Genomic DNA, 24,104 nt, shown 5'->3' with positions numbered 1-24,104 from the left:
GCCGCGCCGGTTCCCGTGAAATTCGCGTTGTTTTATGGCTATCTGCGCCGGGCGCGGAGCTGGCCTTGTGCTTGGCCCGCACCCTATACTATGAAGCACATTCTCAAAAAAGTAACGAAATGATCCCGTCAGCCGATCGCCAGCCGTACCGTTTCGCCTCTTATCTGTGGCTTTGCCTGGGGTTCCTGCTGGTCGCCGCGCTGGCTTTTTCGGTCTACGTGTGGACGGAAAAGCGTATCGACCGCGCCAATGCCCTGCGCTACCAGTCCCATAAAATCCTCGAAGAGTTGCGACAGTCATCGGACGACCTGACCCGCATGGCGCGCAGCTATGTGGTCACCGGCGAAGAACGCTATCGGCAGCATTATCAGGAAATCATCGAGATTCGTGAAGGCCGCGCCCCGCGTCCGCAGGACTACGACAACGTCTATTGGGACCTGGTGCTGGACCCGCCCCAGCGCCCGCGCGCCGCGGGCGCCGCCATCCCGCTGCTGGAAATGATGCGCGCCGCGGGCTTCAGCACGGCGGAACTGGCGCTGCTCGCGGAAGCCAAGCAGAACTCCGACCGATTGACCGGCATCGAACACGCGGCCATCGCCATCCGGGCCGGCGGCGATCCGCAGGCGCTGCCAGGCGCCATGGCCATGCTGTATGACGCGGCCTACCATCGCGCCAAGGCGGACATCATGCGGCCGATCGGGGAAGTCAACGCCAGTGTGGACCTGCGCACCAGCGAAGCTGTGGCCGATGCGACGCACGATGCCAACATTGCCCGCGCCACGTTCGCGCTCATCGCACTGCTGCTGGTGTTGCTCCTGTGGCTCACCAAGCGCGGCCTGGATGCGGCGCTGGGCTGCGGGGTCGACCAACTGCGGGCCGGCATCGAGCGCCTGGGCCGGGGAGACTTTGCCGAAGCGCTGGTGGTTACGCCGGCGGCGCGCAACAGCGTCTGGGGATGGCTGGCGCAAACGCAGCAAAGCCTGGCGCGGCTGGATGCCGAGCGCGAAGCCGCGCTGGAGCGCATGCGGCGGGTCAGCCGGCTGTACTCCGCGCTCAGCCTGTGCAACCAAGCCATCGTCCGCTGCCGCAGCGAAGCTGAATTATTCGAACAGATTTGCCAGGCGGTCGTCACCCACGGCGGCATGAAGATGGCCTGGATCGGCATGATCGATCATGAATCCGGGCAGGTAAGACCGGTTGCCTCGGCCGGCAGCGGCACCGAATACCTGGCGAACCTGCAGGTATCGCTGGACGCGGCCCAGCCGCAGGGACGCGGCCCGATAGGACTGGCTTTCCGCAGCGGCGAACCGCATTGGTGCCAGGATTTCGTCAACGCGCCGGAAACGGCAAGCTGGCATCAGGTAGGCTCGCGTTACGACTGGAGGGCGTCGGCGGCGATACCGCTGCGGCGCGAAGGCCGGGTGGTCGGCATATTCGCGCACTACGCCGACACCGTCAATGCCTTCGACGACGAGGTGCGCGCACTGCTGCTGGAGATGCAGCTGGACGTTGAATTCGCACTGATGAACTTTGACCAGCGAACCGCCCGCAAACAGGCCGAGGAATCGCTGCGCACCAGCGAACAGCACCTGCGCACCATCATCGAGACCGACCCCGAATGCATCATGCTGATCGACGCCGTCGGCAAGATGGTGGAGATCAACGCCGCCGGACTGGCGATCATGGGCGCGGACTCGCTGGAGCAATTGCAGCGGCACGGCGCGGTCGAACTGATCGTGCCGGAATACCGGGAAGCGTTCCTGGCGCTGCACCAACGCGTGATCGGCGGCGAACCCGGACGGCTGGAGTTCAAGATACAAGGCCTCAACGGAAGCATCCGTTGGCTCGAAACCCACGCCGCGCCGATGGACGGCGCCGCCGGCCAGCGCCTGCTGCTGGGGATCACCCGCGACGTCACCGACCGCAAGCTGGCCGACGAACGCATACAGTACCTGGCCCACTACGATCCCCTGACAGGCTTGCCGAACCGCGCGCAATTGCAGGAACACGCGCGCCTCGCGCTGGCCATGGCGGAGCGCAACCGCGAGCCGATGGCGGTGCTGATGCTGGACCTGGACCACTTCAAGGACATCAACGACTCGCTGGGCCACAGCATCGGCGACGACCTGCTGCGCGAGCTGGCCAAGCGCCTGCGCGGCGGCCTGCGCGCGCAGGATGTCCTGGCGCGCCTGGGTGGCGATGAATTCATTTTCATACTCCAGCGAGTGGAGGCCGACGAGGCGGCGGACGTGGCGAGCAAGCTGCTCGACCTGATCGACCAGTCCTTCCGCGTCGGCTCGCACGACCTGAAGGTGACCGGATCGATAGGCGTGGCGATGTACCCGGCCGACGGCGGCGACCTGGAAACCCTGCTGCAGCGGGCCGACGCCGCCATGTACCAGGTCAAGCACGGTGGCCGCCATGGGCTCCGCTTCTTCACCGCCGCCATGCAGCAGAAGGCCGCGCGCCATCTGCAACTGGTCAACGCGCTCCGCTACGCGCTGGAACGCGAGCAGATGCACGTGGTCTACCAGCCGCAGATGTCGCTGATCGAGCGGCGCATCGTCGGCGCGGAAGCGCTGCTGCGCTGGAGTACGCCGGAACTTGGCACGGTGTCGCCGGCTGAATTCATTCCGGCCGCGGAGGAAAGCGGCTTGATACAGTCCATCGGCACCTGGGTGCTGCGCCAGGCCGTGCGCCAGGCGCGGACCTGGCTGGATTTGGGGCTGCCGCCCATCGTCATGGCGGTCAACCTGTCCGCCATCCAGTTCCGCAACCGGGAACTGCCGGCTCTCATTACACGGATACTGGACGAGGAAGGCCTGCCGCCGGAATACCTGGAGCTGGAACTGACGGAGGCGGTGGCGGCGCATGATCCGCAGGGCGCGATCGCGATCATGAACGAGCTGCACGAGCGCGGCGTGCGGATGTCGATCGACGATTTCGGCACCGGCTTCTCGTCGCTGAGTCATTTGAAGAAGTTCAAGGTTTACAAGCTGAAGATCGACCAGTCCTTCGTGCGCGACATCAGCACCGACGCCGAGGACAAGGCCATCGTCAGCGCCATCATCAACATGGCGCGCAGCCTCGGTTTGAAGACCATCGCCGAGGGCGTGGAGACGGCGGAACAACTGGCCTTCCTGCGCGCGCAGCAATGCGATGAAATGCAGGGCTACTACTTCAGCAAACCGGTGCAGCCGGCGGCGTTCCAGCAGCTGTCGCTGGAGATGGCCGCCAAGGATCTCTGATCAGCAAGCCGCGTGGTTGACGGTGATGACGTGGATCGCCAGGCCGCCCAGCGAGGTTTCCTTGTACTTGGCCTGCATGTCGGCGCCGGTCTGGCGCATGGTTTCGATCACTTCATCGAGGCTGACGAAGTGGGTGCCGTCGCCCTTCAGGGCCAGCGAGGCGGCGGTGATGGCCTTGACCGCGCCCATGCCGTTACGCTCGATGCAGGGAATCTGCACCAGGCCGCCGATCGGGTCGCAGGTCATGCCGAGGTGGTGCTCGATGCCGATTTCCGCCGCGTTCTCGATCTGGTTGTTGGTGCCGCCCAGCGCCGCCACCAAGCCCGCCGCCGCCATCGCGCACGCCACGCCAACTTCGCCCTGGCAGCCGATTTCCGCGCCCGAGATCGAGGCGTTGCGCTTGCATAGCATGCCGATGGCTGCTGCCGTCAGCATGAAGTTGCGCACGCCGGTGACCGGGTCGCTCGGTTTGCAGTCTTCCGCGTAGTAGCGCAGCACCGCAGGGATGATGCCGGCCGCGCCGTTGGTCGGCGCCGTCACCACGCGCCCGCCGGCGGCGTTTTCCTCGTTGACCGCCATCGCGTACAGGCTGACCTGGTGCAGCGCGTCGTGCGGCAGGTCGTTGGAACGGTTGTCGGAGGCCTTGGCGTCGCTGGCCTGCTTCCACAGGTTGGCGGCGCGGCGCTTGACGTGCAGGCCGCCCGGCAGTTGGCCCGCAGTCTCCAGACCGTGGGCGATGCAGTCGCGCATGACGTGCCAGATCTTGTCGATGCCGGCGTTCAGCTCATCGTCGGTGCGTTTGACGTTCTCGTTCGCGCGCAGCATCTGCGGGATGGTCAGGCCGGTGCGTTCGCCGTGGGCCAGCAGCTGGTCCATGGTGTCGAAGGCGAAGGGAATCGCGGCGGCGGGCGCGCTGCCCACCATCGGCGCGGCCTGGTGGGCTTCGCCGGCGAACGAGTCGTTCGCCTCCTTAATGAAGCCGCCGCCAACCGAGTAGTACACCTTGCTGAAGGTGCTGCCGTCGGCGCGGGTCAGCGTGAAGCGCATGCCGTTCGGATGCTCGGCCAACGACTCGGCCATGTGGAAGATCAAGTTTGTGCCGCGCTTGAACGGCACTTTGTGGGAGCCTAACAACAAAAGCTCGCCCATTTCTTCGGCTTTCGCCAGTTGAGAGTCGACGCTGGTGGGCACCACGTCCTGCGGAGTCTCGCCCATCAGGCCGAGGATCACCGCCTTGTCGGTGGCGTGGCCGACGCCGGTCAGCGCCAGCGAGCCATACAGCTCGGCGGTGACGCCAGTGACGTCGTCCAGCGGAGCGCTATCGAGCAGAAAACGGCGGGCCGCCACCATCGGTCCCACGGTGTGGGAACTCGACGGCCCTATGCCGATTTTAAACAGGTCGAATACGCTCATGTCCATCAGTTGTCTCTCTCTTTTTATGTGTGTCTTATATGTGCTTGAATTACGCCGCTTTGCCCAGGTGGACATCGACGTTGGCCAGCATGTCGGCGACCATCTCGTCGACGCCGATGCGGGCTTTCCAGCCCCAGTCGGCGCTGGCGGTGGAGTCGTCCAGGCTTTGCGGCCAGGTGTCGGCGATGGCCTGGCGGCTGTCCGGTTTATAGCCGATCTTGAAGTCCGGCAGCGCGCGCGTGATCGCGGCGGCCAGCTGCTCCGGGTTGAACGACACGCCGGCCACGTTGTAGGCCGAACGCACCTTCACCTGTGCCGCCGGCGCGTCCATCAGTTCGATGGTGGCGCGGATCGCATCGGGCATGTAGATCATCGGCAGCGTGGTCTGCGGGCCGAGGAAGCATTCATAGCGCTCGCCGCGCAGCGCCGAGTGGAAGATGGCGATGGCGTAGTCGGTGGTGCCGCCGCCCGGTGGCGATTTGAAGCTGATGATGCCCGGGTAGCGGATCGAGCGCACGTCGACGCCGTACTTGATGAAGTAGTACTCGCACAGGCGCTCGCCGGCCAGCTTGCTGATGCCGTAGATCGTGGTCGGGTCCATCACCGTGGTTTGCGGAGTATTGACGGCCGGGGTGTTCGGGCCGAAGGCGGCGATCGACGAAGGCCAGAAGATGCGCAGCGGCTTGCCGATGGCGCCGCGCTCCCGCGCCACTTCCAGGATATTCAGCAGGCCGTCCATGTTCAGCGTCCAGGCTTTCAGCGGAGCCGCTTCGCCGGTGGCCGACAGCATCGCCGCCAGCTGGTAGACCTGGGTGATGCCTTCTTCCGTGACCAGCGCCGACAGCGCGACTTTATCCAGTACGTTGAGCGTGGTGTAGCGCGCGGCGTTGTAAAGATTGGTCGGGCTGATGTCGGCGGCGATGACGTTTTGCGCGCCATGCTGGGCGGCCAGCGCCTCCACCAGTTCACTGCCGATCTGGCCGTTGGCGCCGATCACGAGGATGCGTTCTTGAGTGTTCATATTATTGTTCCTGACGATTTTCATGTTTAGTTCTTCAGCAGGCCAAGTTCACGGCCTGCCTGTTCGAATGCTTTGAGCACGGTCTCCAGCTGTTCGCGGCTGTGGGCCGCCGACAGTTGGACACGCACGCGCGCCTGGCCCATCGGGACCACGGGGTAGAAGAAGCCGCTGAGCAGAACGCCCAGCTCATACATTCGTGCCGCGAATTTCTGCGCGACAGGTGCGTCGAACAACATGACAGGAACTACAGGGTGCGTACCCGGCTTGATGGTGAAGCCGATACGCTCGATCTCCTTGCGGAAGAAGGCGGTGTTTTCGTGCAGGCGGTCGCGCAGCTCGGTCGATTCCGACAGCTTTTGCAGCACGGCCAGCGAGGCGCCGGCGATCGAAGGCGCCAGCGTGTTCGAGAACAGGTAAGGACGCGATTTCTGGCGCAGCATGTCGATCACTTCCTTGCGCGCCGAGGTGAAGCCGCCCATCGCACCACCAAGGGCCTTGCCCAGGGTGCCGGTGATGATGTCGATGCGGCCCATGACGTTGTGGTGCTCGTGCGTGCCGCGGCCGGTCTTGCCCATGAAGCCGGAGGCGTGGCATTCGTCGATCATCACCAGCGCGCCGTATTTGTCGGCCAGGTCGCAGATCTTGTCCAGCTGGGCGATGGTGCCGTCCATCGAGAACACGCCGTCGGTGACGATGACCTTGTGGCGCTTGCCGGCAGCGGCCAGCAGCTGGGTTTCCAGGTCGGCCATGTCGTTGTGGGCGTAGCGGAAGCGCGCGGCCTTGCACAGGCGGATGCCGTCGATGATGGAGGCGTGGTTCAGCGCGTCCGAGATGATGGCGTCGTTCTCGTCGAACAGCGGCTCGAACACGCCGCCGTTGGCGTCGAAGGCGGCCGCGTACAGGATGGTGTCCTCGGTGCCGAGGAACTTGGAGATCGCCTGCTCCAGCTGCTTGTGCACCGTCTGCGTGCCGCAGATGAAGCGTACCGAGGACAGGCCATAACCATATTTTTCGGTCGCCGCGATGGACGCCTGCGCCACCCACTCCTGGCCGGACAGGCCCAGGTAATTGTTGGCGCACATATTGATCAGCATTCGACCATCTTCGCTCATCACTTCCGCGCCCTGGCGCGAGGCCAGAACGCGTTCTGGCTTGTAGAGGCCCTGCTCGCGCAATTGGTCGAGGTTTTGCTGCAGGCCGCTGAAGAAGGTGCTTTTTGCTGGATTGGTCATGATGGTTCCTGTCTGTGGTACGATTTCACTACGTTATGCGAAATCCGTTATGTCGAACTCAAATTCAATATATCGAATATTACAGAACACCAGTGAACAGCGCAAGCCACGCGCGCGCAATGATTCACTTGAAATTTAGCCCATCTGCCGAATAAAACAATGAAAACACCTGTTTCAACCAATGCACCTCCAGAAGTCGGCGCCGCCCTGCAGCGGCTGCGGCTGGCCCGTGGCCTGACACTGGAGGATCTGTCGCGCATTGCCGGCGTCTCCAAGTCGATGCTGTCCCAGATCGAGCGCGAAAAGGCCAATCCCACCATCGCCATCACCTGGCGGCTGGCCAATGCATTGGGCGTGCAGATCGGCGAGCTGCTGGCGACGGCCGAGCGGGAAACGGAGACCATCCGCGTGATCGACGCGCACGAAATCCCCACCCTGCCGGGCCATCACGCCGGCTACGTGCTGCGCATACTGGGTCCGCTGGAACTGGCCAGCAAATATGAGTGGTATGAACTGACGCTGGCGCCGGGCGGCGAACTGGCGTCGCAGGGACACGATCCGGGCGCGCAGGAGCACCTGACGCTGCTGCACGGCTCAGTGGAGGTGGAAGTCGGAACCGACAAGAAGAAGGTAAAGCTGGGCAGCACGGCGCGCTACCCGGGGGACCAGCAGCACATCATCCGCAACGTCGGCAAGACCGAGGCGAAGGCTGTGCTGGTGGTCATACACCGGTAATTACCAGTTAGATTCGCGCTCCGGCGTGGAGCTGATGCGGTGGATGGCGAGGTCGGCGCCCTGGAACTCGTCCTCCGGATCAAGGCGCAGGCCAAGCGTGGCTTTCAGCACGCCGTAGATGGCGAAGCCGCCGGCCAGCGCGATCGCCACGCCCAGCGCGGTGCCGCCCAGTTGCGCGGCGAACGATACGCCGCCGATGCCGCCCAGCGCCTTCTGGCCGAAGATCCCCGCAGCGATGCCGCCCCAGGCGCCGCACAGGCCGTGCAGCGGCCATACGCCCAGCACGTCGTCGATCTTCCATTTGTTCTGCGCCAGCGTGAACATCCAGACAAATACCGCGCCCGCGATGGCGCCGGTGACCAGTGCGCCCAGCGGATGCATCAGGTCCGAGCCGGCGCACACCGCCACCAAGCCTGCCAACGGGCCGTTGTAGGCGAAGCCGGGATCGTTCTTCCCCATCAGCAGCGCGACCAGCGTGCCGCCGACCATCGCCATCAGCGAGTTCACCGCCACCAGGCCGTTCATCTTGTCCAGCGCCTGCGCGCTCATGACGTTGAAGCCGAACCAGCCCACCGTCAGGATCCACGCACCGAGCGCCAGGAAGGGAATCGACGATGGTGGGTGCGCGGCGATGGCGCCGTTCTTCATGTAGCGTCCACGGCGCGCGCCCAGCAGCAGCACCGCCGGCAGCGCGATCCAGCCGCCGACCGCGTGCACCACCACCGAGCCGGCGAAGTCGTGGAACTCGGCGCCGAAGGCGGACATCAACCATTCCTGCACACCGAAGCGGTGGTTCCAGACGATGCCCTCGTAGAAGGGGTAGACCAGGCCAACCAGCAGCGCGGTGGCGATCAGCTGCGGATGGAAGCGCGCGCGCTCGGCGATGCCGCCCGAGATGATGGCCGGGATGGCGGCGGCGAACGTCAGCAGGAAGAAGAACTTGACCAGCTCATAGCCGTTCTTGGCGGCCAGCACCTCAGCCGAGGAGAAGAAGTTGACGCCGTAAGCGATGCTGTAGCCGACGAAAAAATACGCGATGGTCGACACGGCAAAATCGACCAGAATTTTCACCAGCGCGTTGACTTGGTTCTTTTTACGTACTGTGCCCAGCTCCAGAAAAGCGAAACCGGCATGCATAGCCAAAATCATGATGGCGCCGAGCAAGACAAACAAGGCATCGGCGCCGTCTTTGTATCCAGACATTAAAATCACTCCCCAAAATAATGCACACAAAATAAAGAACTAACATGGAAAGCAATTTCCGTTCCAATTTGGTGCAAAATCTTAAGTCTATGTTTTAATGTTGTTTTATATTATCCATTCGGCCGTGTGCACATCAAAACACGCCTTATTTTGGTGCGCGGCGACGCGCCAGCGCACCAAACAAGATCAAGCCACCGAGCAGCATGGCGTATGTTTGCGGCTCGGGAACCGGGTCGATGGTGAATTTGTAGGTGGCGTAATTCAGCGCTATGTCTGCCGTACCCGGATCCAGACGGTAGACTTCCAGACTGAAAATGGTATCAAACGACAGTGCTTTCGGGCCAGTAAGCCCAATTTCCGGTTCGCCAGCATACAAGTTGCCGACCGGGGACGCACCGCGCGAACTAAGGGCGCTGCCGAAGCTATCCGATCGGACGTCGGCGCTGCCGTCCGGGACAAAAATGCCTCCGGTATAAGTGCCGGCGTGGGCAATGTCGGTTTCGGCCAGGTAGGCCCCGAATACCTCACCGTCGGGCGAGATGTTATACCTTGCGGACGATAGATTGGGCGTCTGCTGCGTGAACTGGTAACCACTCTTGGCCACGGCAAGAATGCTGGCCTGACCGCGATAAACCTGTTCATCCTTTTGGAAGTCGCCGGGCGCGGTAACCTCGACGTGCGCGCTGAAGCCGGTCGGCTTAAATCTCAGTGTGCTGCCGCTCAGGGTGACGTTGCCCAGTCCCCAGAAGTCGGAATCGTAAAAGTACGTCGCCTTGGCGCTGTCGATTTCCACCAGGTTGTAAGCGCGCGCTGAGCTGGTTACCGCGCACGCTCCCATTGCCAGTATCGCAAGTAATTTCTTCGTCGAAAATTTCATAAGCGTCCATACCCTTTTAAAAGTTACATCGTTGATAACTTTATTGAGTATGCATCCCCATTAATCAAAAGTCAACGTTTACCGGCCACATTGGCGAAACTTAGATAGGTGCTCCCGGTGGCGCCTCCGACAAGTGGCGCAACTTCACCCTGCGGGGATCGCTCAGATAGTCTGTGATCACCTGGGCCGCCTGTTTGCGGCTGTCTGCCGTCACACCCTTGCCCGGGTTCTTTTGCAGCCATTGCGCCAGCTCGCGCGCGGACTGGCGCACCTCGGCGTCGACCTGCGGATGCAGCTTGCCGCCGTCGAGCAGATTCAGGGTGGCGTCGACCACGACCCAGTTGGCGGCCAGTTGCACCGCTTCGCCACCGGCCAGCGATGCCGGTACCGGCTCGCGCTTCCACGTCTTTTGCAGTAGCAGCGACAGCACTTCCTGCACGCCCGGCTGCTGCGCGTCGCGCGCGTGCTGCCAAGCGACGCGGTTGATGCGGGCCGGATCGAGCAGGAAGCCGGCTGTCTGCGCGGCGCCCGACTCGGCGATCGAGAAGGCGTCGAACACCGAGTCCATGCGGGTGGCGAAGTATTCGCGGCCGCGCTCATGGCCCATGGCCGGCGGCGTCAGGATGTCGAGCACATTGGCCGGCAGCGCAAGATATTCGGCGCGCAGGCTGTCCGCCAAGCGGTTCAAGGCCTGGCGCTGCACCGATGCGTCGACGGCCTTGATGCCCGCCTTGGCGATGCCGGCCTTGACGTCGCCGCTGCTGGCGTAATCGAAATCGCCGCCGCCGATCAGGCGCGCCAGCGCTTCGCCTTGATAGCGTTGCAGCAAGTAGACCGGCACCAGCCGCGCTTCCAGTTCGCCGAGCTGGCGGCTGTCGGGCAGCACGTCGGCAGAGAAGGTTTGCAGCGCGCGCTGGCGCACGGCGCCCAGCTGGTCCCAGGTCTTGATCGAGTCGGCGCCGAAGTCCCACAGCAGGCCGTCGGGGTGGCTGGAGCCGGGCGAGCGGTCGTCCTGGTCGCTGGAGTACAGCATGCCGGCCGCGCGCGCGTCGGCGCGCAGCTTGGCCAACGCCGCCTGCTCCTGCGCGCCGCTGCCGAAATCGCCGTAGATGTATTTGACGATGTAGTCGTCCCACGGCCCGACGCCGACGCCGTAGGCATCGGCGATATCGACATTGCCCTTGGCGTCCAGCTTGAGGATGGGGTGCGGGTAATCCATCACCGAGCCATTGCCCATGCGGCTGGCGGCGAAGTTGTGGGCGAAGCCCAGCGTGTGGCCGACTTCGTGCGCGGCCAGCTGGCGCAGGCGCGCCAGCGCCATGGCCTCAGCCAGTTTCTGCTTGTCGGCCGGAGCGTTCTTGCCGTATGGGGCGAGCAGGCTTTCGGCGATCAGGATGTCCTGCCGCACGCGCTGCGAACCCAGTGTGACGGCGCCGCGGATAATCTCGCCGGTGCGCGGATCGGCCAGCGCGTTCCCATAGGACCAGCCGCGCGTGGCGCGATGCACCCAGTGGATCACGTTGTAGCGGATGTCCATCGCGTCCACGCCTTCCGGCAGCAGCTCGACGCGATAGGCGTCCTTGAAGCCGGCCTTCTCGAAGGCGCTGGCCCACCACGACGCGCCGGCGATCAGCGCCGAGCGCACAGGCTCCGGCGCGCCACGGTCGACATAGTAGACGATGGGCTTCTTGACCGTGCTGACCGCCGCCGATGGATCGGTTTTCTCGAGGCGATGGCGCACCTGCCAGTGCACGTCGATGCTGCTGGCGAGCGGCGTGGCGAAGTCGTAGTAGGTGGCGTCGAAGCCGCCGGAATATGGATGGTAGCTGCGCGGATGCCAGCCGCCGGCGCTGATGGCGGGCAGCCGCACCATGCTGATGCGCTGGCGCAGCGACAGGCTGTTGGCGTCCGCCGCGACCTGGCGCACATACTCGGCTTGTCCGGGCCCGGCAAAGGTCAGCAGCGATTCCAGTTCGACGTTATCGGGGAAGGCTTTGGCCTGCTCCGCCAGCACCGCGCTGCGCGCCAAGTCGACCTGATACACGCCCTGCTTGGCCCCGGCCAGCCGCGCACCGACGCCGTGGCGGTCGGCCAGCAGGAAGCTGGAGAAGTCGACCAGATGCCGCTCGCCTTCGCTGGCGAGGATGTCGCCGGACCACAGCACGCCGCTGGCGAACGATTCGGCGACGGCGGCGCGTTCGTCCTTGTCCGCCGAGGCGGCGATGAAGTTCGTGTTCTGCTGCACCAGGAACAACCTGGCGCCGTGCTTCTCGAAGCGCACCATGCGCATCTCGCCCGGCTGGCCGCGATCGAGGCCAACGTCGTTCGAGCCAAGCGCATACGGCAAGGAGCTCAATAACAGAAAGGGCTGCTCCAGCGCCGACACGGACAGCAGCACCCTGCCCTTGTCCGTGTCGCGCCAGACGTCGATGAAGCCAGGCTGCGATTGCATGCCGCGCGTGACATCGGCGATCTTCTTGACCGCCGGCTGCGACGCGGCGGCCGTACTATCGGCGGCGGTGGCCAGCCCCGGCGCCACGCCCGACATCAGAATGGCGAACAGCAGCGGTCCGGCGGCTGGCGCGGCCCTCACTGCTGGCCCGCCGCTTTGACAGACTCCACGGCGCTGTCCATCTTCAGCGCGCGGCTGAGGAAGCCCCAGCGGTCCGCCACTTCCTCGATCTGCTTGGTGGTCGGCTTGCCGGCGCCGTGGCCCGCCTTGCTGTCGATGCGGATCAGGATCGGCGCGCCGCCCGCCTGGTCGGCCTGCGCGGTGGCGGCGAACTTGAAGCTGTGCGCCGGCACCACGCGGTCATCATGGTCGGCGGTGGTGATCATGGTAGCCGGGTAGCAGGTGCCCTTCTTCAGGTTGTGCAGCGGCGAATACTTGACCAGCGCCTTGAACTCGTCGGCGTTGTCGGACGAGCCGTAATCCGAAGTCCACGCCCAGCCGATGGTGAATTTATGGAAGCGCAGCATATCCAGCACGCCCACCTGCGGGATCGCCGCGGCGAACAATTCAGGACGCTGCGTCATCGCCGCGCCAACCAGCAGGCCGCCGTTGCTGCCGCCGCCGATGGACAGCTTGGCCGGCGACGTGACCTTGTGCGCGATCAGCCATTCGGCCGCGCCAATGAAGTCGTCGAACACGTTCTGCTTTTGCAGCTTGGTGCCGGCCGCGTGCCACGATTCGCCGTACTCGCCGCCGCCGCGCAGGTTGGCCATCACGTAGACGCCGCCCATTTCCAGCCACGCCAGGTTGGCGACCGAGAACGACGGCGTCAGCGAGATATTGAAACCGCCGTAGCCATACAGGTAGGTCGGATTGCTGCCGTCGAGCTTCAGGCCCTTCTTCGACACGATGAACATCGGCACCCGGGTGCCATCGCGGCTGGTGAAGAACTCCTGGCGCGTTTCAAACGCGGCCGGGTCGAAGTCCACCTTGGCCTGGCGATAGACGCTGCTCTTGTTGGCCTTCAGGTCGTAGCGGTAGATGGTGGTCGGCGTGGTGAAGCTGGTGTACGAATAGAAGGTCTCCGTGTCACCGCGTTTGCCGCCGAAGCCGCCCGCCGAGCCGAGGCCGGGCAGCTCCAGGTCGTGCAGCGGCTTGCCTTTGAGGTCGTACACCTTGACCAGGCTGTGGGCGTCGCTCAGGTAGTCCACCAGCAGCTGGTTGTTGACGATGGAGGCGGACACCATGGTGTTCGAGCTTTCGGGGACGATCTGCTTCCAGTTCAACACACCCGGCTTGCGGGTGTCGATGGAGATGATGCGGCCGCGCGGCGCATCGCGCTCGGTGCGGAACCAGAACACCATGCCGTCGTTGCCGATGAAGTTATACGCCGCATCGAAGTCCTCCAGCAGCGGCACCACCTTGGCGTCCTTGCGCGACAGGTCCTTGTAGTAGACGCGGTTCTTGTTCTCCGTGCCTTGCGAGGCGGAGATGATCAGGAAGCGGCCGTCCTCGGTGACCTCGGCGCCGAAGCCCCAGTCCTTGTGGTCCGGGCGGTCGTACACCAGCGTGTCCGCGCTTTGCGGAGTGCCGATCTTGTGGAAGTACAGCTTCTGGAAGTAGTTCACGTCGGCCAGCTTGGTCGCTTCCTTCGGCTCGTCGTAGCGGCTGTAGAAGAAGCCGGAACCGTCGTGCAGCCACGCGGTGTTGGAGAACTTGACCCACTGGATGCGGTCCTCGATGTCCTTGCCGCTGTCGATGTCGCGCACCTTGATCTCGTTCCAGTCGGAGCCGGAAGCGGCGGTGCTGTAGGCCAGGTAGCGGCCATTCGGACTCACCGCCAGGCCGGCCAGTGCGACGGTGCCGTCGGCGGCCAAGGTGTTCGGGTCGAGCAGCATGCGCGGCACGTCAGCCAGGGTCTTCATCGTGTACAGCACCGACTGATTCTGCAGGCCGTCGTTACGGCTGTAGAAATAGCGGCCGCCTTCCTTGAACGGCACGCTGAAACGCTCGAAGTTCCACAGCTTGGTCAAGCGGCTCTTGATCGCGTCGCGGCCGGGGATCTGCGACAGGTAACCCTGCGTCAGCTTGTTCTGCGCTTCGACCCAGGCGTGGGTCTCGTCGCTGTTGGCGTCTTCCAGCCAGCGGTAAGGATCGGCCACCTTGACGCCGTGGTAGTCGTCGGTCTGGTCGACGGTGCGGGTGACGGGGTAGTTCATGCCGGGGCCGGCGACGGCGCAGGTTTGGGCGGAGGCGCTGTGCGCCAGCAGGACGGCGGCCGCCAAGGCAGCGCATTTCAAATGCTTCATGCGAAAGTCCGTAAGATCGAAGAATATTCGGAAGCGGCTGACCGGGCTGCGGCGCCGCCAAGGCTCATTGGCACCCGCCGTTACAGCGGGTACAGTGGTAAATCATAGCTTGCTTTGTGACAAATAAGCAATGATAGGAAAGCGTTATCGGCGTGGTTTATTCGGCGCGCAGAATGGCGTCGGTGCTGATCACGCGGACGTCGTGCATCTGGTTCAGGTACGCTTCCAGGTAGCCTTTGTGCGACGCGCCGACGATGACCAGGGTGCGGCTGCCGGGCAGATAGCTCATCGCTTCGCGGATGTTGGAGGCCATGCGCAGGTTGCGCGTCTCCCAGTAGGCGACGTAGCCACGGCCGTAATGCTTGGGCGACGGCTCCTCCAGCGCGGCGCCGAAGTCGGTGTGGAATACCTGTTCGGCGGCGCTGGCGGCATTGTAGGCACGGTACATCGCCAGCACGCCGGCTGGTGTCGTCAACGCGCCGCGCAAGGCCTCGTCCTGGCGCTTGCGGGCTGCGTTGGCGGGGTTGTCCCAGGCTTTCATGATCGCCTCGCCGTAGGCTTTTTCGTCGTCCACATTGGAGTCGGAGGTGTGGTCATCCATCGCGTACAGCCGCTCAAGCCCTGAACGGGCGGCGAGCGGCGCGGCGATCAGATAGGTTTCATTGCGCTTTTGACGCAGGCCGTTGAGGATCTCCACCAGCTTGTCGTTCAAGCCATCGCCCGCATGCTGCTCGCCGGCCGGGAGGCGCAGCCATTGCACCATCGCGGACGCGGGTTCGCCCGCCGCCATGAAGAGTGACGCCAGCTTGCGGCGCTGCGCCGCGGTCGGCGCCGACGGCCAGGTGGTCAGCATGCGATCCACTTGCGCGGTCGCGGCGGGGACGTCCAGGCCTGTGGCGCTGGCGGCCGGCGCCGGGTCCCAGCAATAGGACTTGATCGTATCGTCGTAGCGTTCGCGGTAGTTGCGCAGGTAGGCGCACTGTGTCCCGGATAGCGATTCGATGGCGATGGCCTTGGGCTGCCAGCCCGCCAGGCGCTCCATCAGCACACTCAGATTGACGGGATCGAAGGACTTCGGCAATTGCGACAGGTGCGCTGTGCCCAGCACCATCAGCTCGTTCTGCGGGCCTCGCTGCAGCTTGAACGCGCCGGGCTTGAACTCCTGGCTGGGCGATTCGGCGGCGATGGCACTACCGCAAAGCGCGGCGACAACAAGAATACCGGCGGACAAACGCTGCATGGGGCCTCCTGGAATAGATGGAATCGCGCCAGCTTAAGGAGGCCGCGGCTTGCGTGCGCGGATTATGCGATGTACCGCAGATTCCGCCCACCGAAATGCAAATATCCCGGATGGGGCGTGCGGAGCGAATCAGCTGCCGATATCGATTTCGTGGCGTGCGGTCGCCGCGATGGCGCCGGGCGCCTGCCACTTCTCCAGCCATGCGATCAACTGGTCGCCGGGGATCGGGCGGCTCATGAAGTAGCCCTGCCCCTGGTCGCATCCCAGCTCCGCCAGCAGGCGCCATACGGCCTCGCTCTCGATGCCCTCGGCCACCACGCGCAGGCCCATGTTGTGGCCAAGGTCGATGGTCGAGCGGACGATCTTGGTGTCGCCGATGTCGTTCTCCATGTTCAGCACGAAGGACTTGTCGATCTTCAGCTCATTCACCGGCAGGCGCTTGAGGTAGGCCAGCGAGGAATAGCCGGTGCCGAAATCGTCGATCGACAAATCGAAGCCCATGGCGCTCAGGCGCTCCAGCGTGTGCTGGGCGCGCACCGGATCGTCCATGATGGCGCTCTCGGTGATCTCCAGGCAGACCGAGGCCGGGCCCAGCTTGTGGCGCGCCAGCGTTTCGGCAAACTTGGCCGGCAGGTCCTGGTCCATCAGGTCGCGCGTGGACAGGTTGACCGATATTTTCAGCGGATAGCCTTTGGACGCCAGTTCCTGGCACAGCTCCGCCGATTTCTCCATTACCCAGCGCGTCAGCACGCGGATAAAGCCGGTCTGCTCGGCGAAGGGGATGAACTCGTCGGGGAACACATTGCCGCGCTCAGGATGCACCCAGCGCACCAGCGCCTCCATGCCCACCACCTTGCCGGTATCGAGCATGATCTTCGGCTGCACGTGCAGGCGGAACTCGTTGCGCTCGATGGCGTTGCGCAGTTCCGTCAGCAGCGACAGGCTCTTTTCGCTGGACTTGTCCATCACCGCGTCGTAGACCACGGCGCCGTCGTTGCGCTGCTTGGCCGCGTACATAGCCACTTCGGCCATGCTGAGCAAGGTCTCGCCGTCGCTGCCGTGTTCCGGATAACCGGCGATGCCCACGCCCGCGCCGATGTCCACCGTCTGGTCTTCCAGCGACAGCGGCGTCTCCAGCGCGTGCAGGATCTCCTCGGCCATGCGCAGCGCCGAATCGCGGTCGGAGGCCGGCAGCAGCACGGCGAATTCGTCGCCGCCCAGCCGCGCCACCTGCGCCGACGACTGGCGCCGGTTGGCCAGCAGCAGCTGCAACCGGCCGGCCACCTGGCGTAGCAAGGCGTCGCCGAAACTGAGGCCCATCACATCGTTGACGTGCTTGAAGCGGTCCAGGTCCATCATCAGCACGAACACGGTTTCCTCGCGCCTGGCCGCATCGGCCAGCGCGTCGTTCAGCAGCAGCACGAACTGCGCACGGTTCGGCAGGTTGGTCAGCGTGTCCCAGTACGCCAGCCGGCGGATTTCCTGTTCGCGCTTGGCGATCCCTTCGCGCATGGCGTCGAAGGCATGGGCCAGCGCGCCGATTTCGTCTTCGCGGCTGGTGTCGATCTGGCCTTTGTAGTCGCCCTGCTCCAGGCGCTTCGCCGTGACGGCCAGCTCGCTGATCGGTTGGGCGATGCGCTTGGCGGTGAAGACGATGGCCAGCGCCGAGATCACGATGCCGCCCAGCGTCAGCGCGATCAGCCAGCGTTCCAGCCGGCTGTATTCGGCGGTCGCCTCGTCGATCGAGCGGGCCAGCAGCACGTTGGCGGTCTGCCCGCCGTCCTGGCCGATCGCCAGCAGGCGCGCGCTGTACTTGCCGGCGTCCAGCGTCAGGTCGAACGGGCCGGCCGGCGTGGCTTCCATGGCTTGCATCTGGTCGATCACCGTTTGCGCGACGGCGCCGCTGAAGGTCGAGCCGACCGCCAGCCACTTGCCCTGCGCGTCGCGGGTCAGCACGGTGGTGTCAAGGGCGCTGACTTCGCGCATGTCGGTGGCCAGTTGGCGGTCGATCGGGAAGGTCATCACAATCCAGCCGATGGTGGTCGGCGCCAGGATGGGCATGACCACGATCTGGTAGGGCCGGTGCTCGACGATGGCGATGCCGTTGGCGCCGCCCGAGGATTCGGCGGTATCGAGCATGCTGGCGACCTGCTTCTCCAGCGCGGCCGCCTGCTCAAGGTTGGTGGCGACGCTGATCTTGCGGTCGGCGTTGATCAGCATCGACAGCGAGGCGTGTATACGCTTGCCGCTGTTGTCCAGCGCCGAGAGGATGGTGCTCCGGTCGTTCTCGTCGTTGTTGCCGATGGTGGCCACAAAGGCCGTGTCGCGCGCCAGCAGGCGGGCGCCGAAGCGCAGGCTCTGGGCGTTCTGGTCGAGCAGGCGGCGGAACACCTTGGCGCCGTTCGCCAACTCGCTGCTGATGGACATCCGCGCGTTGTTGTCGATGCCGCGCTGGATCACCAGCAGGCCGATCACCTGCACGGCCACGATCAGCACCAGGAACAGTGTGACGATCCGGCTCTCCAGGCTGCGGAAACGCATGCGCATGCTCGGGCTGTCCCTTAAAGAGTGGTCGACGAGGCGTCGTCGGCCACCGTCGGTTTCATCGGCAGCTTGAAGGCGGCGCTGGCCGGCGCGTCGCCCGCCTTCACCGTCACCAGCTGTTCCGGCGTGGCGCCGCCGACAGTGTTGTAGTGCCAGGCCTTGACCACGTACTTGCCGCCGGCCGGCAGCTCGATGCGTGCGGCGCCGGCGGCGTCGGTCTTGGCGAAGTAAGGCGTGTCGACCACCTTCACGTAGGCCAGCATCTTGTCGTGGATATTGCAGCCCAGGACCACCGTGCCTGCCTTGTCGAACACCTGCGGCGTGGCCGACTGGCCGGAATACAGCTTCTGGTCGAACTTGTGGGCCGGCGAGAACGAATAGATGTGGTGCCGGACCTTGTCGTTATTCGGGAAGAAGATTTTGGCGCCGGTCTGGACCACGGTGACCAGCGGCAGGAACTTCAAGCCCTTCTGCTCGATTTCCGCCGTCGCCGGCGCGCGGCCGGTGGCTTGGCCGCTTTCCGGCTCCACGTAGACCACGGTGTCGGCCAGCGCCTTGCCGCCGGCGTCCTGCACCAGCACGGTGACGCCGGTGGCGCCCGCGCTGGCCGCGCTCAGCAGCATCAGGGGGAATACGGTCTGGCGGATGACTACACGGAGCATGGCGGGCCTGGTCTTGTTTTAAGGTTGAGCTCCGATTGTAGCGCCTGGAAAAAGATCCACGGAGCGCTTTTTGCCAGTTTGCCGCAAAATATTTCCACTAGTCATCAACCGGTCACAAAAAGACACTAATATCGAGCCGTTAAACCGACTTGGCCAAGCTCACCGTGAACTCCGTACTCAGCTCCAACATCAGCTATCTTCAGCCCAAGGCCGAGGATGAGGAGGCGGTGCTGCGCGCCCACCTGTTCGACATCCTGGTGCGCCGCCAGCTCAGCGCGCTGTTCCAGCCCATCATCCACATGCAAAGCGGCGAGATCATCGCCTACGAGGGCTTGATACGTGGGCCGTCCGACAGCCCGCTGCACGCGCCGATGAATCTGTTCAAGGTGGCGCGCGCCAACGGGCTCACGGTCGAGGTCGAACACCTGTGCCGGCGCGTGGTGCTGGAGCGCTTCGCCGAGCTCGGCCTGCCGGGCAAGCTGTTCCTCAACGTCAGCCCGGAATGCCTGCTGCAGCGCGATGCGCGCCACGGCGAGACGCTGGAGTACATCCACCAGATCGGCATCAACCCGGACCGGGTCATCATCGAACTGACCGAAAACCAGCCGACCTACGACTACGAGCTGATGCGCGACGCGGTGCTCCACTACCGCAACATGGGCTTCCAGATCGCCATCGACGACCTGGGCGAGGGCTTCTCCAGCCTGCGGCTGTGGTCGGAGCTGCGGCCCGAGTACGTCAAGATCGACATGCATTTCATTCAGGGCATCAACCACGACCCGGTCAAGCTGCAATTCGTGCGCTCGATCCAGGAGATCGCGGACAAGTCCGACACGCTGGTGATCGCCGAGGGCATCGAGACCCAGGCCGAGCTGCTGGTGCTGCGCGATGTCGGCGTCGCCTTCGGCCAGGGCTACCACTTGGGCCGGCCGCACGCCCAGCCCGCCCGGACGGCGCCAGCCGAGGTGGTCAAGGCGCTGGCGCGCCACGGCGTGGCGGTCTACCCGCAGCGCGGCGCCGAGAAGCACGGCGCCAGCATCTCCAAGCTGCTGCATCAGGTGGAGGCGGTGCCGTCCAGCCTGAGCAACAACGAGGTCTACGAGATCTTCGTGCGCCAGCCCAAGCTGCTGATCATCCCGGTGGTGGACGACGGCATGCCGCTGGGCCTGATCAGCCGCTTCGACATGATCGACCACTTCGCCCGGCCCTACCAGCGCGAGCTGTACGGCAAGAAGTCCTGCAAGCAGTTCATGGACAGCCAGGCGCTGATCGCCGACAAGGACACCAGCCTGCAGGACCTGAGCTTCCGCATGGCGCAGGCCGACGCCCATCAGCTGTTCAACGGCTTCATCATCACCGACCAGGGCCGCTACTTGGGCATGGGTACCGGCCACGACCTGATGCGCGAGATCACGCAGATGCAGATCACCGCCGCCCGCTACGCCAATCCGCTGACGCAGTTGCCGGGCAATGTGCCGATCAACGAGCACATTGACCGGCTGCTGGAAAGCGGCGCACGCTTCTGGGTTTGCTATTTCGACCTCGACCATTTCAAGCCGTTCAACGACGTGTACGGCTACCGCCGTGGCGACGATGTGATCCAGCTGACCGGCAAGCTGCTGGCCGAGCGCACCGACGCCGACCGCGATTTCGTCGGCCACATCGGCGGCGACGACTTCATGGTGCTGTTCCAGAGCGAGGATTGGGAGGCGCGCTGCAACGTCATCCTGCAGGAGTTCGGCCGGCATGTGCTGGATTTCTACAGCATCGAGGACCGCGAGCGCGGCGGCTACCTCAGCGAGGACCGCCAGGGCAAGAAGGTGTTTTACTCGCTGATGAGCTTATCGATAGGCGCGATCAAGGTCGATCCGCACAAGTACCACACGCATCATCAGATCGCCACCGCCGCCGCGGAGTCGAAGAAACAGGCCAAGAAGATCCACGGCAACAGCCTGTTCATGGACCGCCGCCAGCAAACGGCCTGACGCGGTCACACCGGCCGCGCGCGCGTGGCGTGCGCGGCGCGCCAGCGCTGGGCCGACGCGGCCGCCACTTCCCTCGCCTGCGGCGTCAGGTCCAGTTCGGCATTCTTGCGGTTGCTGGCGGCGGCCAGTTCGCCGGCCTCGGCCGCCAAGGTCAGCCACATGCAGGACTTCTGATCGTCGCGCGCGACGCCGCGCCCGCTGCCGTACATGCCGCCCAGGTTGAACTGCGCCAGCGCATGGCCCTGCTCGGCGGCCTTGCCGTACCAGCTCACGGCCACCTCCTCGTCGCGCTCCACGCCCAGGCCGTTGGCATACATCACGCCCAGGTTGTTTTGCGCGCTGGCGTCGCCCTGCTCGGCCGCGCAGCGATACCACGCCACCGCACGCGCCTCGTCCTTGGCCACGCCGTGGCCGTTGGCGTACATGACGCCGACGTTGAACTGGGCATTGGGCGCGCCCTGCTCGGCCGCCATGCGGTACCACTCCAGCGCCCGCTGGTCGTCGCGCGCCACGCCGCGTCCGCGCGCATACATGCCGCCGAGGTTGTACTGGGCCAGCATATGACCGGACTCGGCCGCGCGGCGATACCACGTGAAGGCGAGCTCGTCGTCGCGCTCCACGCCCTTGCCGTTGGCCAGCATGATGCCGAGGTTGAATTGCGCGTCCGCGTCCTCCTGCTCGGCAGCGCGCACCAGCCACGCGTAGGCGCGCAAGGGATCGGCCGGCACGCCCTGCCCCTCCGCGTAGGCCACGCCCACCAGCCGCTGGGCCACCGCGCATTCCTGCGCCGCCGCCTGCTTGAACCACGCCAGCGCCTGCGCATCGTTGCGCGCCACGCCGTGGCCGTGCTTGTACATCAAACCGAGATTGAGCTGGGCGCTGGCATCGTTTTGCAGCGCCGCCTTGCGAAACCAGGCCAGCGCCAACGGGTAGTTGCGCCGCACGCCGGTGCCGTGGACGTAGGCCTCGCCCAGCAGCGTCTGCGCGCTGGCGACGCCCTGCTCGGAGGCGCGGTAGAACCACGACACGGCGGTCTCGTCGTTGCGGGCCACGCCGCGCCCTTTCTTGTACATCTGCCCGAGGTTTTGCTGGGCCGAGACTTCGCCCTGCAGCGCGGCGGCGCGAAACCAGCGCACGGCTTCCTTGTCGTTGCTGGCGACGCCGCGGCCGTTGTAGTACATCACGCCCAGGTGATTCTGCGCGAAGGCCAGGCCCTGCTGGGCGGCCTTGAGCATCCAGTAGAAGGCGCGCACTTCGTCGCGCGCGACGTCCTGCCCTTTTTTATAGACCAAGGCCAGATTGAACTGCGCGTAGGGATTGCCGCGCTCAGCCGCCTCCCGGTACCATAAAAAGGTGTCGTAACCTGCCCGTGCCGAGCTTTGATTCTTCATGGTACACCTCTGGCCAACACCACAACATTGTTGGTTAAAGTGTAAAACGCGGTCCCGGCCAGAGTTTGACCGCGCTCAAACGGACCATGATAAAATGTTATCGTTTTTAGTGGTGCGCGGCCCGGCGCGTGCCGTCGGGTTTCGGACCGAACGCGTACACCACAATCGCCAATACCGTCAGGCACCAAACGATTAGCGCGCCCGATGGCAGATCGTAGAGCGTGGACAACACCAGCCCGCTGGCATACCCCGCCGCGCCGATCAGATACGCCAGCACCAGCCGTTTCTTGCCGACATAATGGCGCACCGCCAGGCCCGGCACGATGAGGCTGGTGAACACCAGGTACACGCCCACCAGCTGCACCGACGCCGTCACGGCCAGCGCGAAGATCAGGTAGAAGCCAAGCCGGCTCAGGCGTTCACGCAGGAAGTACAGCAGCCCACAGATCACCACCGTGCCGACCGCAGGCAGCAGCAGCTGGTCGTAACGCACCCACAGGATCTGTCCGGCAAGCAGGTCCTGCAAATGCTCGCCGCCGTGCGGGTTGTGCGCCACCAGCAGCAAGCCCGCCGTCGCGGCCAGGATGAACATCACGCCGATCTGCGCCTCCTGCACTTCCGGCCAGCGCTTCTCGGTCCAGGTCAGCAACAGCGCGCCGCACACGGCCGCGGCAGCGGCGGCCGCCTGCACCGCCCAACTCTGCGGATCGAGCTCGGCGGCACCGGCGACGATCACGCCCAGTGCGGCGATTTGCGCGATCGCCAGATCGATAAACACGATGCCGCGCTTGAGCACCTGCGCGCCGAGCGGCACGTGGGTCAGCAACACCAGCAGGCCAGCCAGCAGCGCCGGCGCGATGATCATCAGATCGAGCGATTCAGCGTTCATTTATTGGCATCCATCAGGCGTTGTACAGTCGAATCGAACAGGCCGAACAAGTCCTTGCTCTTGTCGTCGCCGCCCACCGAGAACGGCAGCACCACCGCCGGTATCTTCGCGTGCTCGGACAGCCACTGCGATGCGCGGCCATCCTGGTAGGCGGCGCGTATCACCATCTTGGCCGGCGCGCGCTGCAACTGCGACAGCAGCTCGGACAGATGGGCAGCGCTCGGCTCCACGCCCGGCTTGGGTTCCAGCGTTCCGACCTGATGCATGCCGAGCCAGCCCATCAGGTACTCCATGTTCTTGTGGTGCTCGACCACGGCCACGCCTTTCAGCGGCGCGGCCTGCTTCTCCCACTTGAGCATGGCCGCATCCCAGCGCGCCGCGAAGTCCTTCTGCCGCGCCTGGTAGTAGGCGGCGTTGGACGGGTCCAGCTCGGCCAGGCGCTTGGCCAGTGCCACGGCCACCAGCGCGATGTTGTGCGGGTTCTGCTGGATGTGCGGATTGCCGGCGGCATGCACATCGCCTTCGCTGCGGTCGACCTTGCCCGGCACGTCGAGGCGCGGCACGAAGGCGCCCGCCTCAAAGTTGCCGGGCTGGCCGGCGGCGATCTTGCTGTTGCCCGATTGCTGGATCAGCACCGGCAGCCAGCCCACCTCCAGCTCCAGTCCGGTGCACACCAGCAGGTTGGCGTTGCGGGTGCGCGCGATCAGGCTCGGCCGCGCCTCGATGCGGTGCGGATCCTGCAGCGCGTTGGTGGCGCTGGAGACCTTGACCTTGTCGCCGCCGAGCTCGGTGGTTAGCGCTTCCCATTCCGGCTCGCAGGCCAGGACGTTGACGGCCGCGTGGGCCGAGGTGGCCGCCACGCAGGCGGCGGCGATCAGCAGATGTTTGAGTGTGCGTTTCATG

The 24,104-nt window shown here is 64.8% G+C and carries 16 protein-coding genes; 3 read left to right on the top strand and 13 right to left on the bottom strand.

What is annotated here, in order from left to right:
- The first annotated feature begins 119 nt into the window (after positions 1–119).
- On the top strand, positions 120–3,248 hold the full coding sequence (locus ACUJB0_RS00460) for a putative bifunctional diguanylate cyclase/phosphodiesterase (protein WP_444843473.1): 3,129 nt from the start codon (positions 120–122) through the stop codon (positions 3,246–3,248).
- Here ACUJB0_RS00460 and ACUJB0_RS00455 read toward each other — a convergent pair whose 3' ends face one another.
- Genes ACUJB0_RS00455 through kbl form a run of 3 tightly spaced genes read right to left on the bottom strand, consistent with a single transcriptional unit; the run spans position 3,249 to position 6,914 of the window.
- On the bottom strand, positions 3,249–4,667 hold the full coding sequence (locus ACUJB0_RS00455) for an L-serine ammonia-lyase (protein ID WP_444843472.1): 1,419 nt from the start codon (positions 4,665–4,667) through the stop codon (positions 3,249–3,251).
- 43 nt (positions 4,668–4,710) lie between these two features.
- Entirely contained in the window at positions 4,711–5,682 is a 972-nt protein-coding gene (locus tag ACUJB0_RS00450) for an NAD-dependent epimerase/dehydratase family protein (protein ID WP_444843471.1), read from the bottom strand.
- Between the two features lie 26 nt (positions 5,683–5,708).
- Positions 5,709–6,914 (bottom strand): glycine C-acetyltransferase, encoded by a 1,206-nt coding sequence (gene kbl / locus ACUJB0_RS00445; RefSeq protein WP_161082741.1) that lies wholly within the window; start codon positions 6,912–6,914, stop codon positions 5,709–5,711.
- A 159-nt stretch (positions 6,915–7,073) separates the two neighbouring features.
- Here kbl and ACUJB0_RS00440 point away from each other — a divergent pair, with 159 nt between their 5' ends.
- Complete coding sequence (locus ACUJB0_RS00440) at positions 7,074–7,649, top strand: helix-turn-helix domain-containing protein (protein WP_117010498.1); 576 nt, start codon at positions 7,074–7,076, stop codon at positions 7,647–7,649.
- Here ACUJB0_RS00440 and ACUJB0_RS00435 read toward each other — a convergent pair whose 3' ends face one another.
- From ACUJB0_RS00435 to ACUJB0_RS00405, 7 genes are all read right to left on the bottom strand, one after another.
- A complete protein-coding gene (locus ACUJB0_RS00435; protein WP_444843470.1) occupies positions 7,650–8,852 on the bottom strand; it encodes an ammonium transporter in 1,203 nt (400 codons plus the stop codon).
- 145 nt (positions 8,853–8,997) lie between these two features.
- Complete coding sequence (locus ACUJB0_RS00430) at positions 8,998–9,729, bottom strand: PEP-CTERM sorting domain-containing protein (protein ID WP_444843469.1); 732 nt, start codon at positions 9,727–9,729, stop codon at positions 8,998–9,000.
- 100 nt (positions 9,730–9,829) lie between these two features.
- On the bottom strand, positions 9,830–12,322 hold the full coding sequence (locus ACUJB0_RS00425) for a zinc-dependent metalloprotease (protein WP_444843468.1): 2,493 nt from the start codon (positions 12,320–12,322) through the stop codon (positions 9,830–9,832).
- A complete protein-coding gene (locus ACUJB0_RS00420; RefSeq protein WP_444843467.1) occupies positions 12,319–14,490 on the bottom strand; it encodes a prolyl oligopeptidase family serine peptidase in 2,172 nt (723 codons plus the stop codon). The genes ACUJB0_RS00425 and ACUJB0_RS00420 overlap by 4 nt, the downstream gene beginning before the upstream one ends.
- A 157-nt stretch (positions 14,491–14,647) precedes the next feature.
- Positions 14,648–15,730, bottom strand: coding sequence for a DUF5694 domain-containing protein (locus ACUJB0_RS00415; RefSeq protein ID WP_444843466.1), 1,083 nt, complete (start codon positions 15,728–15,730; stop codon positions 14,648–14,650).
- Positions 15,731–15,859: 129 nt separating this feature from the next.
- Positions 15,860–18,277 carry a putative bifunctional diguanylate cyclase/phosphodiesterase gene (locus ACUJB0_RS00410; RefSeq protein ID WP_444843465.1) on the bottom strand — a complete coding sequence of 806 codons (2,418 nt, stop codon included), beginning with the start codon at positions 18,275–18,277 and terminating at the stop codon, positions 15,860–15,862.
- A 14-nt stretch (positions 18,278–18,291) separates the two neighbouring features.
- Entirely contained in the window at positions 18,292–18,936 is a 645-nt protein-coding gene (locus tag ACUJB0_RS00405) for a methylamine utilization protein (protein WP_444843464.1), read from the bottom strand.
- Between the two features lie 164 nt (positions 18,937–19,100).
- On the opposite strand from ACUJB0_RS00405, the gene ACUJB0_RS00400 reads away from it, so the two are divergent.
- Positions 19,101–20,921: a GGDEF domain-containing protein gene (locus ACUJB0_RS00400; RefSeq protein WP_444843463.1), complete on the top strand. Its 1,821-nt coding sequence runs from the start codon at positions 19,101–19,103 to the stop codon at positions 20,919–20,921.
- A 5-nt stretch (positions 20,922–20,926) separates the two neighbouring features.
- Here the strand turns inward: ACUJB0_RS00400 and ACUJB0_RS00395 are convergent, their stop codons facing one another.
- From ACUJB0_RS00395 to ACUJB0_RS00385, 3 genes are all read right to left on the bottom strand, one after another.
- A complete protein-coding gene (locus ACUJB0_RS00395; RefSeq protein ID WP_444843462.1) occupies positions 20,927–22,312 on the bottom strand; it encodes a tetratricopeptide repeat protein in 1,386 nt (461 codons plus the stop codon).
- 106 nt (positions 22,313–22,418) lie between these two features.
- The gene (locus tag ACUJB0_RS00390; protein WP_444843461.1) at positions 22,419–23,201 is read right to left on the bottom strand and encodes a metal ABC transporter permease; all 783 of its coding nucleotides are present in this window, start codon (positions 23,199–23,201) and stop codon (positions 22,419–22,421) included.
- Positions 23,198–24,103 (bottom strand): metal ABC transporter substrate-binding protein, encoded by a 906-nt coding sequence (locus ACUJB0_RS00385; RefSeq protein WP_444843460.1) that lies wholly within the window; start codon positions 24,101–24,103, stop codon positions 23,198–23,200. The genes ACUJB0_RS00390 and ACUJB0_RS00385 overlap by 4 nt, the downstream gene beginning before the upstream one ends.
- Position 24,104 lies beyond the last annotated feature (1 nt).

Source organism: Duganella caerulea, assembly GCF_040362985.1.
Taxonomy (GTDB): domain Bacteria; phylum Pseudomonadota; class Gammaproteobacteria; order Burkholderiales; family Burkholderiaceae_D; genus Rugamonas; species Rugamonas vulcania.
This window is presented reverse-complemented; position numbering and strand designations above follow the sequence as displayed.